General features: G+C 71.2%; 9 protein-coding genes. 1 reads left to right on the top strand and 8 read right to left on the bottom strand.

What is annotated here, in order from left to right; translation table 11 throughout:
* Window positions 1-29: 29 nt before the first annotated feature.
* The 4 genes from CG723_RS27730 to CG723_RS27745 form a co-directional block, all read right to left on the bottom strand.
* Window positions 30-3347: a non-ribosomal peptide synthetase gene (locus CG723_RS27730; protein ID WP_100596240.1), complete on the bottom strand. Its 3318-nt coding sequence runs from the start codon at window positions 3345-3347 to the stop codon at window positions 30-32.
* 35 nt (window positions 3348-3382) lie between these two features.
* Window positions 3383-3601, bottom strand: coding sequence for an MbtH family protein (locus CG723_RS27735; protein ID WP_100596241.1), 219 nt, complete (start codon window positions 3599-3601; stop codon window positions 3383-3385).
* 219 nt (window positions 3602-3820) lie between these two features.
* Window positions 3821-6145, bottom strand: a complete 2325-nt coding sequence (locus tag CG723_RS27740; RefSeq protein WP_100596242.1) for a LuxR C-terminal-related transcriptional regulator — start codon at window positions 6143-6145, stop codon at window positions 3821-3823.
* 271 nt (window positions 6146-6416) lie between these two features.
* Window positions 6417-7478, bottom strand: coding sequence for an aminotransferase class I/II-fold pyridoxal phosphate-dependent enzyme (locus CG723_RS27745; RefSeq protein WP_159032560.1), 1062 nt, complete (start codon window positions 7476-7478; stop codon window positions 6417-6419).
* Between the two features lie 284 nt (window positions 7479-7762).
* Here CG723_RS27745 and CG723_RS27750 point away from each other — a divergent pair, with 284 nt between their 5' ends.
* A complete protein-coding gene (locus CG723_RS27750; RefSeq protein ID WP_100596243.1) occupies window positions 7763-8371 on the top strand; it encodes an HD domain-containing protein in 609 nt (202 codons plus the stop codon).
* 82 nt (window positions 8372-8453) lie between these two features.
* Here CG723_RS27750 and CG723_RS48990 read toward each other — a convergent pair whose 3' ends face one another.
* The 4 genes from CG723_RS48990 to CG723_RS27765 form a co-directional block, all read right to left on the bottom strand.
* Window positions 8454-9047, bottom strand: a complete 594-nt coding sequence (locus CG723_RS48990; RefSeq protein ID WP_324904862.1) for an RNA-guided endonuclease InsQ/TnpB family protein — start codon at window positions 9045-9047, stop codon at window positions 8454-8456.
* On the bottom strand, window positions 8968-9618 hold the full coding sequence (locus CG723_RS48995; RefSeq protein WP_324904865.1) for a hypothetical protein: 651 nt from the start codon (window positions 9616-9618) through the stop codon (window positions 8968-8970). The genes CG723_RS48990 and CG723_RS48995 overlap by 80 nt, the downstream gene beginning before the upstream one ends.
* 180 nt (window positions 9619-9798) lie before the next feature.
* Window positions 9799-10701 carry an NmrA family NAD(P)-binding protein gene (locus CG723_RS27760; RefSeq protein WP_100596244.1) on the bottom strand — a complete coding sequence of 301 codons (903 nt, stop codon included), beginning with the start codon at window positions 10699-10701 and terminating at the stop codon, window positions 9799-9801.
* 308 nt (window positions 10702-11009) lie between these two features.
* Window positions 11010-12626: a DHA2 family efflux MFS transporter permease subunit gene (locus CG723_RS27765; RefSeq protein WP_442802593.1), complete on the bottom strand. Its 1617-nt coding sequence runs from the start codon at window positions 12624-12626 to the stop codon at window positions 11010-11012.
* Window positions 12627-12730: the final 104 nt, after the last annotated feature.

The raw sequence follows: 12730 nt of genomic DNA on the forward strand, positions 1-12730 counted from the left end.
CAGTCTCCCTCACGATGGGTGGCGGCCGGTCAGCGGCGCTGCGCGCCGCGGTCGATCCTGGGGATCGGGGCCGGTCCGGCCGGCTTCCCGTCCGCGGCCGCAAGCTTCGCCTCGATCGCCTCGGCGAGGCCCGCGAGCGTCGGCGCCTTGAAGAACTGGCCGATCTGCAACCCCACCCCGAACTCCTTGCGGATGCGGGAGATCGCCCGGATCGCGAGCAGTGAGTGGCCGCCCAGGTCGAAGAACGAGTCCGTCAGACCGATCCGCTCCACCTCGAGCAGCTCCGTGCACAGCGCGGCGAGGCGGACCTGCACATCAGTGACCGGCGCCGCGAACTCCCCCTGCGCGCCCGGACGTTCGCCCGAGGGCTGCGGAAGCGCCGCCACGTCGATCTTGCCGTGCGCACCGGTCGGCCACTGCCTCAGCACGAAGAGCTGCGCCGGGACCATCACCTCGGGCACCCGCTCGCGCAGGAACTCACGCAGCTCCTCCGTCAGCTCGTCGGCGTTCGCGGCGTCCGACGTCACGTACCCGGTCAGACGCGGTGCCGCGCCGGTGCGCTGCACGGTGACATGGCTGCCCGACACCTGCGGGTGGGCGCGCAGCACCGCCGCGACCTCCGCGGGCTCGACCCGGTTGCCCCGGATCTTGACCTGGTCGTCGGTCCGGCCGAGGAACTCCACCGAGCCGCCCGCAAGGAGGCGCGCCCGGTCCCCGGTTGCGTACAGGCGCTGCCCGTGCGCGAACGGATGCGGCACGAACCGCTCGGCGGTCAGCGCGGCACGGCCCACGTAGCCGCGGGCCACCTGCACCCCGCCGACGTACAACTCGCCTGCGACGCCCAGGGGTTGGGGCCGCATCGACGCGTCGAGGACATACACCTCGGCACCGGGCACCGGCCGGCCGATCGGCACCCGGTGCGGGACGGGCCCCGAGACGCGCCCGGAGGTGACGTCGATGACGGTCTCGGTCGGTCCGTACTGGTTGACGAACTCGGCGTGCCCGAACCGATCGAGGATCCTTTCCGCGAGCGGGGCCGGCAGTTCCTCGCCGCCGCTGAGCAGCAGGCGCAGCGAGGGATGCGCACCGGCCGGGGCGTTCGCGAACTCCTCGAGCAAGGACGGCACGAAGTGGCAGACACTCACCCCGTGGCGGTCGATCAGCTCGCGCAGATACTCCAGGTCGCGGTGCCCGCCCACTCGGCACGACACCACCGTGGCGCCGGTGACGAGCGGCAGCAGCAGCTCCCACACCGCGACGTCGAAGCCCAGCGGAGCCTTGCACAGCACCCGGTCACCCGCACCCACGGAGAACTGCCGCTCCATGCCCATGAGGCGATTGACCAGGCCGGCACGGGTGGTGAGCACGCCCTTGGGGCGGCCCGACGTGCCGGACGTGAACAGCAGATGCGCACCGGCGTCCGGGGTCGTCGCGACGGCCGGCGGGCGGTGTCCGGGGTGGCCCGCGACCTCTTCGCCCGTGACGTCCACGACGTCCAGGCCGGGCAGCAGATCCGTCGACCCGGCACCGGAAAGCACCAGTCGGGGCGCTCCGTCCTCGACCAGCTGGGCGAGACGGGCGGGCGGGTAGCCGGGGTCGAGCGGCAGCACCACCGCCGCCGCCTTCAGCACGCCCAGCACGGCGGCCGCGAGCGCGCCGCCCCCCGGGAGCAGCACACCCACCCGGTCCTCGGCGCCGACACCGCGGGCCGTCAGCAGATGCGCGACCCGGTTGGCGAGCACGTCGAGTTGGCCGTACGTCAGCTGCCCGCCGTCGGCCTCGACCACGGCCACCGTGTCGGGGTGGGCGTCGACCTGCGCGGCGAACCGCTCCGGCACCCAGGGGCCGGTGAGGGCACCTCGGGCAGCGCCCGACAGGTCGCGCACGATGTGGTCGCGCGCCTGCGGGGCCAGCATGTCCAGCTCGTCCAGCGGGCTGTCCGGTGCGGCCGCCACCGAGGCGATGAGCGTCTCGAAAGCCGATGCCAGGGTCTTCGCCGTGGCCCGGTCGAACAGTTCCGTGGAGTACTCGAGGCGGCCGCTCAGCCCGCCCTGCCCGTCCGGCGCCAGTTGCACCGACAGGTCGCAGCGCACCGTGCCGATGAGCGCGGGCAGCGCTTCGCTCATGAGGCCCGGCATCGTCAGATCGGGGGCGGGCGTGTTGTGCAGCGCCAGCCAGTGCCGGGCGATCGCCGTCTGCCCGGAGGCGTCGCGCCCCGACTGCAGCTCCGCCACGATCCGCTCGAACGGCACGTCCTGATGGGCGTACGCCTGGGTGCACACCTCACGGGTGCGGAGCAGCAGCGTACGGAAGGTGTCGCCGTCCTCGATGCGGACCCTCAGCGGCAGCGTGTTCACGAAGAACCCGACGACGCTCTCCAGCTCGGCGCGCGTGCGCCCGGCCACCGGAGTGCCCACCACCACGTCGCGCCGGTCCGCGAACCGGCCGAGCACGCTCGCCCACACCGCGGTCAGCGCCATGAACAGGGTCGACTGGCCACTGTCGGTCAGCGCCCGCAACGACTGCGTCAGCGGTCCGTCCAGCGCGAGCGGCACGGTGTCACCCACGTAGCTGCGCTCCGCGGGCCGTGGCCGGTCACTGGGCACGTCGGTCGCCTCTACTCCGCTCAACTGGTCACTCCAGTAGGCGAGTTGATCGGCGATGATGCCCTGCTCCAGCCAGCCGCGCTGCCAGGAGGCGAAATCGGCGTACTGCAGGGGAAGTTCGGCAAGAGAAGGCTCGGCGCCCTGTACCAATGCCGAGTACAGCTCGCTCATCTCGCCCATCAGCAGGCCGAGCGACCAGCCGTCGACGGCGATGTGATGCACGGACAGGACCAGTACCCACTCCGGCTCCGCCGCGTCGGTGATCTCCAGGAGTACGGCCCGCAGCAGTGGGGGCGCGGACAGGTCGAAGCCCTCCGCGGCCGCCTCGCGCACCCGGTCGGCCACCTCGCCGGACGCGGCACCCCGGACCGGCAGCTCTACCTGGACCGTCCCGGCCGGCCGGATGCGCTGCTCGACACCGTCGCCGTCCTCCACCACACCGGTGCGCAGCACCTCGTGCCGGTCCACGAGCAGCGCGATCGAGCGGCGCAGCACCTCCACGTCAAGCGCACCGCGCAGCCTGAGCGCCCCGGAACCGACGTACATCGGTGAACCCGGACGCAGCTTGTCCACGAAGTACAGCCGCTCCTGCCCGAACGACAGCGGCGCGCGGGACAGGTCACCGGTGCGCCGCGTCACCTTGCCCGCGACCCGGTCGATACCGTCCGCGTCCAGCAGCTGATCGAGCAACTTCCGCTGTTCGGCGGAGAGCTGAGCGCCCTGGGAGAGCTGGGTCTGCATTGAGTCCTCCAGATGTCGATGAGGCGCCGACGGCCTCAGCTGCGGCCCGCCTGCGCCATCGCGCGCCGCAGGCTCAGCGGCCGCATGTCCGTCCACACCTCGTCGATCCGGGCCAGGCACACCTCGCGCGCGCCCGTGGTGCCTTCGGCACTCCATCCGGGCGGCAACTCGGCGTCGGCGCGCCAGATCGAGTACTGCTGCTCGTCGTTGACGACCACCGCGTACGCGATGTCGGCACTGTCCCGATCGCTCATCTGCTTCCTCCGTGGTGATGGAACCGTGGTGATGTGTCCGTGGTGACGTGTCCGTCGTGACGTGTCCTTCGTGATGGAGAGGCCACGTCCACGACCGCCCCTCCCGTGTCCGGACCGTCCCAACCTGGACCATCCGGCCCTTCCTGTGGTGTCAGGAGATCTCCCGACCCGCCGTCCGCCGGTCATCGATGAGCAACCGCCCGCGCCGAACGGCCCCGCTCAGGAGCCCGCGGCCACGCCGAGCCGGTCCGAACGCCCCACCATGGCGGCCACCTCGGCCCGCGACTGAACCTGCAGCTTCTGGAATATCCGGCCCAGATACGTCTCCACGGTCTTGTGGCTCAGCTCCAGGACGCGGGCTATCTGCTGGTTGGTACGGCCCCCGCTCACCAGGAGCGCCACCTCACTCTCGCGCCGGCTCAGCCCCTCCAGGGCCACCGCCGCCGCGTCCGCCGGCTGCCGCTGGCCGGGCAGCACAGCGACGCCCGCCCCCGAAGCCGTCTCCCTGCGCAGTCGCAGCGCCCGCTCCCGCAGGTGCTCGCTCTCCGTCGCCGCGGCGACGGTCTCGGCACACGCGGCGTGCCGGGCGGCTCCCGCCCCGTCACCGGTGTGCAGCTGGAGCGCGCTGAGCGCCATCGCGAACAGCGGGACGTGATCGGTGAGCCGGCGGGTCTCGGCGATCCTCAGTCCGCGCTCGTAGTGGCCGCACGCGGCTGAGGGCCGCCCCAGCGCCGCCTCGGCGGTCGCCAGCCAGTACAGGCCCTCGAGCTGTTCGGCGACCTCGCCGTCCGGTGCCGTATCCAGCAACTGGCGTGCCGTCAGTGCCCGTTGTTCGGCCCGCTCCTGCTCCCCGCCCCGGCAGGCCGCGACGGCCAGCTGCGCCAGCAGCCTGCCACGCAGCGCCCCCGTCGCCCCCTGGGGCATCCCCGGCTCGCCCCCACCGGGCTGCGGCGGCACCGGGCGGCGGGCGTGCAGCGCCAGCTCGATCAACGCGTGCCGCACCACGTCCCCCAGCCCCTCTTCCCCAGGCTCCAACTCGGCCAGCAGGGACTCCAGTTCGTCCTGCGCGCGGTCGGTGTGCCCGAGGAGCCGGTGCGCATGCGCCCGCCACCGCACCCGCTCCACCCGCAGACCTGCCTCGACCCCGCCCTGCCCGAACGGCCCCAGCGTGGCGAGCGACTCGGTGAGCCGGCCCGCCAGAGCCAGCGCCTTGCCGAACAGCAGCCGGTCGCGCGGCTCCAGGTCACCGCCCGCCCGCGACGCCAGCGCCGCCCTGATCCAGGAGACGGACTGGGCCGGGTCCTGCCACAGCAGCCGTGCCGCCGCGTCCCACAGCACCCGCGCACCGCTCTCGTCCCGCAGCGCCGCGCCGCGCTCCAGATGCCTGGCCATGTGCGCCGACGGGTAGCCGGGCCGCGCGAGGATCCGCGCGGCCTGCGCGTGCGCGCCCAGCAGCCAGCCCCGCCCCGCCGACTGGTAGGCGGCGACCCGCAGCAGCGGATTGGCGAACCGCAGCTGCCAGGGCAGCTCGTCCGGCCGCAGCAGTTCCTCATGGATCAGCTCGTCGAGAGCACGCCACAGCGCCGCGTCGTCGACGTGCGCGATCTCCTTGAGATCGTCGGCCGCGTACGGCTCGTGCAGCACCGCGGCGGCCCGCACCACCTGCCAGCCCTCAGGGCTCAGCGCACGGAAGTCACGCAGCACATCGGCGAGCAGATCCGCCGGCAACGGCGGAGTCCACGCACCCGTGAGCCCCGGCACCTGACGCAGCGTGGCGAAGGCCCGCAGCAGCCCCGGGCTGCCGCCGGACTCCACCAGCAGCGTCTCGCAGTGCACCCGGCTCAGATCGTCCGGCAGCAGCGCGATGGCCTCCTGCTCCGTCAACGGCGCGGGCCGCACCCGCAGACACCCGCCCCGGGAGGCGCACCGCGCAAGGAGCCCGTTCAGCACACGATCGCCCGGACGCCCCCGATGGGCGACCGCGATCACGACCGGCCCCGCGACCGGCTGCTCCAGCAGCTGCCCGAGCAGTTCCAGCGAATCGACGTCCATCCAGTGCACGTCGTCCAGGGCCAGCAACAGCGGTCCGTCGGCGGCGAACATCTCCAGCAGGGCACGCATGGCACGGCAGATCCGGTACGTGTCCACGGACGTGGCACGCGGCGCGTCCGGGGCGAGCGCCGGGAACAGCGCGGCGAGCTGTGCCGCGTGATCCCGGCCGCGCCCGCCGAGCCGATCGGGATCCAGGTGCTCCACCAGATCCTCGAGAGCCTCCACGAACACCCCGAACGGCGCCCGGGACCGGGCCGGCGACGCCGCACCGGCCGCGACCGTCCAGCCCCGGCCCGCCAGAGCCGCGGACAGCCCGTCCAGCACGGTCGACTTGCCCGCCCACCGGTCGGCGACGACCTCCACGACCCGCGGCCCGCCACCCACTTCGAAGCCGTCCGGACAGAGCACGGGGACGATCTCCCCGGCGCTGCGCACCGAGAGCAGCGGGGCACCGGTCGTGGGCGAGGTCGACGATCGCGAGCTGAATTCCATGAGGACCGCTTCCAGGGGCTGTGCACCGAGGAGAAGGGCGCCCGCCGGGAACGAGGACGCCGAACACGAGAAGAAGTCGAGGGACGTGCACCTGACTGACCCGGGACCCTAGCCGCGCCCCGCCCCCCACAGCGGAGTCCTCAGGCGGCTCTCAAGGGGCCCTGTGCCCGGAGTGCAGCGGCCTCGCTCCACCCGGCCCACCGATCGCCCGACGGGCCCGGCGAATCCCCTCAATAGACCTGCGGCGCAAGCCTGTTGAACCCCAGCCCAGTCACCGCACGAACGCGTTCAGTGAAGCCTCCAGACGGGCCAGCTCCCCGCTGCCCGGCGCCAGCACCCGCAGCCCCCGCACCCGCCCCGGCTCGTCGTCGACGAGCAGCCGTGTCGCGATCCCGTCGGCCAGCAGGTGCGCGTGAAGCCGCTCGGGGCGCTCGTCGTAGACGAACCGGTAGTGCACCGGAACGCCGGTGACCACCGCGTCCCCGAAGCAGCGGACCAGAACGGCCTCCAGACGACGGGCGTCCTCCCGCGCCCCCTCCAGCGCCGAGGCGATCCAGGCGGTGTCCTGCAACGCCGCACACGCCACGTGCGCGTCGTACGCCGACAGCGGCCACTCGGGCAGCCGTCGCGCCACACGCTCGCGCAGCACGTCATCGGGCGTCCACAGCACTCCCGTACGCGTACCGGCGATCCCCAACGGCTTGCCGGGCGAGGCGAGCACGGCCAGATTGCGGTGGGGCAGTGTCATCGCCGACTGCCGCCGGTCGCCCATGTAGTCGACATACGCCTCGTCGACCACCAGCGTGCAGCGCGGATGCCGGGACAGCAGCTCCGCGAGAACGTCGCGCGGCAGGGTCAGGCCCAGCGGATTGTTGGGGTTCGAGAACACCACGTAGGCGTAGTGGCGCATCGCCGCGTCCAGGCGCCGCACCCGCGAGTCCACGCAGTCGCGCTCGTCCGGGGCCGGCGGCAGATGACGGGCCCACCGCCGAATGGTGCCCGTGTAGTCGGGAGTCAGGGCCGCCGACCGCCCGGCCGGAAGGAGCGACGCAAGAACCGACAGGGGCTCACTGATTCCCCGCGTCACCGCCAACTGCCGTGCGTCCACGCCCAGATACGCGGCATACGCCGTACGGAAGCGGTCGTCGGCACCGTACGGATGGACCGTCAGGGACGACGGGTCGAAGGCGGCGGCGGCCGCCAGCGCCAGCGGCGAGGGGCCGGAGCGGGTCACACACGTACTCAGATCCAGCACCTCCCCGTGCCCGGCCGGGAGGTACCGCAGATCCCCGCCCGAGTGCGCGGACGCCTCGGCGAACGTGAGCGTGGTCAAGAGGTCCTCCTGAGACGGATCCGGATGCACGGACTGCGGGCCGTCCCACCTGCTGGACCGGGGGTCCACGGGCGGCCGTGCCGCTGAGCCCGCGACGGGGCACCCGGAGCGTTTCACGCACGGCTTGAATTCCACTCGTGAGCCGCCCGCGCGGGCCGTCCCCGACTGAACGACCGGAGACCGACTCCCCAACTCCCGCACGCTGCACGGCCATTCTGGGAATCCGGTGGAACCCGGCTCGAGCCCCGCCACCCCCACGCCACCGTTCGGCAATACTGCCCGCCATGACACTGGACGACCTGCTGCTCCCCGACACCCCCGTCTGCACGGCCGCCACCGACGTGGCCCGCGCCTACTGCTCGCCCGCCCTCCTGAACCACTGCGTCCGGTCATACATCTGGGCGGCCGCCCACGGGACCGAGCAGGACATCGCCTTCGACCCCGAACTCCTCTACGTCGGGGCCATGTTCCACGACATCGCCCTGGTCCCGGAGTTCGACAGCCACACGGTCCCCTTCGACGACGCCAGCGCCCACGTGGCCCGCGTCTTCGCCGCCGGCGCGGGCTGGTCCGAGTCCCGTCGCGAGCGCCTCGCGGAGGTCGTCATCAGCCACATGCTCGACGAGGTCGACGTGACGAAGAACCCCGAGGGCCATCTCCTGGAACGCTCCACGAGCCTCGACATCTCCGGACGTCACATGGACGACTTCTCCGCCGCTTTCAAAGCCGAGGTCCTGGCCCGCCACCCGCGCGCCGGCATCGCGGAGGAGTTCCTCGCCTGCTTCCGCGATCAGGCCGAACGCAAGCCCGGCAGCTCACCCGCCACCGCCCTGCGCGACGGCATCGCCGAACGGATCCTCACCAACAGCCTCGAGTCACTGACCCGGGGCTGAATCCGGGGCTTGCTGCTCGGGTTCACCGATGGCTTCGGTGAATCAGGCTGCGTCCAGCTCCCACGCTCGGCGGTGTCGCCTCTCAGGCGATGAGGGTGAGGGCAGGGGCCTGTGACTCGGCCCCGCGGACCCACGCGTACCAGCCTCGGTGGCTGATGTTGTGGGACGCGTTGCGGTCGGCGTGCTCAGCGAAGCCGCACGACCGGCACGTGAAGATGGCCTGGGAGGGCCGGTTGGTTTTGGCGATGTGGTGGCAACGGGAGCATTCCCGGCTGGTGTACGCCGGATCGACGGACACCACCGGGACGCCGGCCCGCTTGGCCTTGTACGCGGTGAACGCGCCTAGCTGGTGAAACGACCAAGTGTGCAACGTGACGCGCTGGGGCTTTCTCAGCCGTGCCCGCTCACGGATCCCGCCCAGGTCTTCCAGAGCGATCCCGCGACCGGTGCGTTGAGCCTCCGCCACGATGTGCTTGCTGATCTTGTGGTTGATGTCGCGGGCCCGTCGCGCCTCCTTGCCCGCGTGCTTCTTCGCCCGCCGCTTCGCGGACTTCGTGCCCTTCTTCTGCAGTTTGGCGCGCAGCTTCCGGTCGGCCTCACGGCGCTGGTTCAGACGCCGTCCGCTGTGCCGCCTGCCGGTGGAGGTGGTGGCGATGTTGACGATCCCCAGGTCCACCCCCCACCGGGTGGGTGTTTGGCGCCGCCTCGGACATCTCGCAGGTCACCAGCAGGTACCACTGCCCGCCCCGGCGCAGCAGATCGGACTCGCCTTGCCGGTGCGCAGCCACCACCGCCAACTGTCCGGCTTCACCGGTGAACGCGACGTTCTTCATCCGGCCGGCGGTCGTCCAGATCGACACCGTCTGGGTTTCGTGCTGCCAGGACAGCATCCGGTCGTCATATGGCTGCGCGGCATCCGCACGGAAGGTGACCGGTTTGCCCGCCGCCTTGTCGTACCGCTTGGAGCCGGGCTTTCCGTAGTTCCCGCCCCGGAGGTTGGCGCGCAACGTGGTGTAGGCGTCGCAGGCCTTTTTGATCGTGTGCTGGGCGGCCTGCGCGCCCAGGCCCCACTGGATCTTGATCTGCTGGTAGGTGTACTTGCGCAGGGCCAGCGGATTCGTAGCCCGCTCGGTAAAGGCAACCTCGGCGGCCCAGGTGGCGGCCTCGTTGCAAGCGTGTGAGGTGGCCTCAAGTGCCGCCGCCTGCGTAGGCGTTGGCAGGAGTTTGACCCGCACGACCAGCTTCACGACCGCGGGGCTATCACTCCTTTCGTGGTGCTACGACCGGATACCAGCGTCAAGGGTCCGTGGTGATCGACCTGATAAGGATGAGGTCATGGGTCCAACTCCTTTCAGCCGTACTGAGGCCAAGGGCAGGGCCGGCCCCGTGGCAGCAGTCGTTTCGGGGCCGGCCCTGACCTTTGCAGCTCAGCCCAGGTAGAAGTCCCTGCGGGCGGCCACGAACGCCTCGATCGACATGGCGGGGGTGCCCGTCACGCGCTCGACGCCGTCGGCCGTGCGGTCGTTACGGTTGTCCCGGTGGAGCCGGGCCATGGTGGCGACGTGCTGTGCGAGGTGCGGCGACATCCCCAGCTTCGGGAGCTGGGCCTCCCACCGGTCCGGCGGCAGGTCGACATAAGACACCGGACGATTCAGCGCCCGTGAGAACTCCGCCGCCAGCTCCGTCATGTCGACCGAGCGCGGCCCGGTCAGTTCGTAGACCTGCCCGATGTGCGGAGCCGGGTCGCGGAGCACGGTGGCGATGGTCCGGGCGACGTCGTCCGCGGCGACCGGCGAGGTGCGTCCGGTGCCGAACGGCAACGCGATGGTGCCGTTCGCCTGGATCGACCGCGCCGCGATCGTGGTGAACAGCGGGTTGTCGAGGAACGCGGTCGGTCGGACGTGCACCACGGGCAGGCCTGACCAGTCGAACATCTGCTCCGTCAGCCAGTGCAGCCGCTGCTGGTGCGACTCCTCGGTGCTGGTGGCGGTCATCTGGGACACCGTCATCTGCGACAGGTCGACCAGGGCCGCCAGCTCCCCGTACTCCCGCGCCACGGAGGCCACCACGGTCGCGGCCAGCAGTTGGTCCGGCGACACACTTATCCCGAAGTGCATCCGCGACACACCCTGCAGTGCGGCAGCCACGGTCTCGGGCCGGGTCAGGTCACCGATGACGACCTCCGCGCCGAGCGCCCGAAGCTCAGCTGCACGCTCGTCGTCACGACGGACCATGAAACGCACCGGCACATCCTGAGCACGCAAGTGCTCGAAGACCGTACGGCCCACGCCGCCGGCACCGGGGATGAGAACAAGGTTGTCGGCAGTCATCAGTCGATCTCCTTCGGAGTAATGGAATATCTGAGTTGAGGTGTGATCAGAGCGTCAGAGGATCTGGCATCAAGGCGTTGGCCCCGGCGATGTCACGGCTGATCCGGGTGGCGATTTCTCAGGGGTCTCCAGTGCTGTCAATGGTTCTGCGATTGCCGGGCGGAGGAGGTCGGCAACGCTGAAGTCGGCACTGGCCTCACCCGCGCGGGCGTACTCCTTCGAGTACCGGCTCGGTTGTCCGCTGGGTCAGCAGAAGGGCGTCTTTGCCGGGCCACCGCCGGTGGACGGTTGCCGTGCCGAACGCAGGCTCACTTGTCACCGCCGGCGGCCGCGGTGACCTCCCTGCCCGGCAGGAAGACCAGCACGACGACCGCGCCGACCAGGGCGACGGCTGCCGACCCTGCCGCGGTGATGTGCATGGCATGGATGAAGGCGTCGTGCGCGGGCCGCACCAGCGCACTGCCGGCCGGTCCCAGCTTCTCGGCGACGGCCAGGGTTGCCTGAACGGATTCACCTGCGGCGTGGCGGTCGGCGGCGGGCAGCGCGCCCAGGTGGCCGTCGATGCCGTTGCGGTAGGTGGTGGACAGCAGCGACCCCAGCACGGCGACCCCGATGGCCCCACCGACCTGCCGGAAGGTGTTGTTGACCGCGGATCCGGAGCCGGCCTTCTCCCGCGGCAGTGACGACATGATCATGACGGTGGCGGGCGGCATCACATGGGCCATCCCCGTACCCATCAGGAAGAACAGCACCTCCAGCACCCAGATGGGGGTGTCCTGGTCGAGCAGCAGGAAGCCGGTGAAGGCCACGGCGGTCAGGGCGAGGCCGCCGGCGCACACGGCTCGGGCGCCGAAGCGGTTGACGGCCAGCCGGGCCCTCGGGGCGAAGAACATCTGGGAGAGGGCCAGCGGCAGGACGAGCAGACCGGACTGCAGGACGCTGTAGCCGCGCACGCTCTGGTTGTAGAAGACGCTGAAGAATGTGACGCCCATGAGGGCGAAGAAGACCAGGCCGATGGCGGCAACGGACGCGGAGAACCGCCGGTTGCGGAAGTAGGTGACGTCGAGGGCCGGATGGTCGCTGTGGGCCTCGTACACCACGAAGCCGGCGAGGACCGCCAGACCGACGAGGATTGTCGCCCATGCCTCGGGCCGGGTGAAGTCGCCCAGCTGGCCGCCCTTGATGATGCCGTAGACCAGTACGGCCAGGCCGACGATCGACAGCAGCACGCCGACCGCGTCGAGCCTGCTGGGCCGGGGGTCCTTGGAGTCGGGGACGATTGCCGCCATCGCGGTGATCGCGGCGACCACGATCGGTACGTTGACCAGGAAGACCGAGCCCCACCAGAAGTGCTCCAGCAGGACGCCGCCTGCGATGGGGCCGGCAGCGATGGCGAAACCGACCACACCTGTCCAGATGCCGATCGCCTTGGGCTGCTCCTCGCGCTCGAAGACGTTCATGATGATCGCGAGGGTGGCGGGCAGGATGAAGGCGCCGCCGAGGCCCATCACGGCGCGGAAGGTGATGAGCTGTCCGGAGGAGTCCGACAGCGCGGACAGCGCGGATCCCGCGCCGAACACCAGCATGCCGAAGAGCAGCACCTTCTTGCGGCCGAGCCGGTCACCGAGCAGGCCCGCGGTGAAGAGCAGTCCGGCGAAGACCAGTGTGTAGGAGTTGACCGCCCACTCCAGCTGGCTCTGGGTGGAGCCGAGTCCGGTGGGGGCGGGCTGGGCGATGGTCTTCATCGCCACGTTGAGTATCGAGTTGTCCAGCATCACCACCAGCAGGCTGAACGCGAGCACGGCCAGGATGGCCCAGCGACGGCGGTGGACCGCCTCGGAAACACGTCGTCGCTGGGCAGGAGGCTCGGGCGGCGTGGACCCCGTGGGCGTCGAGGACTCGGAGGGGGTGGGTGGCGATGCCACAGGGGGTCTCCAGTGCTGTCGGTGGTTCTGCGATTGCCGGGCGGAGGCCGTCGGCCTCGAACGGTGGGAGGCAGCGCAAGACCCTGCCTGACCTGCGGGGGGGG

Origin of the sequence: Streptomyces sp. CB01635, assembly GCF_002803065.1 — a bacterium.
Lineage (GTDB): Bacteria > Actinomycetota > Actinomycetes > Streptomycetales > Streptomycetaceae > Streptomyces.

Coding starts and splice junctions, on each gene's coding strand:
- CG723_RS27750 (WP_100596243.1), top strand. CDS start 7,763: ATGACACTGGACGACCTGCTGCTCCCCGACACCCCCGTCTGCACGGCC.
- CG723_RS27760 (WP_100596244.1), bottom strand. CDS start 10,701: ATGACTGCCGACAACCTTGTTCTCATCCCCGGTGCCGGCGGCGTGGGC.
- CG723_RS27740 (WP_100596242.1), bottom strand. CDS start 6,145: ATGGAATTCAGCTCGCGATCGTCGACCTCGCCCACGACCGGTGCCCCG.
- CG723_RS27730 (WP_100596240.1), bottom strand. CDS start 3,347: ATGCAGACCCAGCTCTCCCAGGGCGCTCAGCTCTCCGCCGAACAGCGG.
- CG723_RS27735 (WP_100596241.1), bottom strand. CDS start 3,601: ATGAGCGATCGGGACAGTGCCGACATCGCGTACGCGGTGGTCGTCAAC.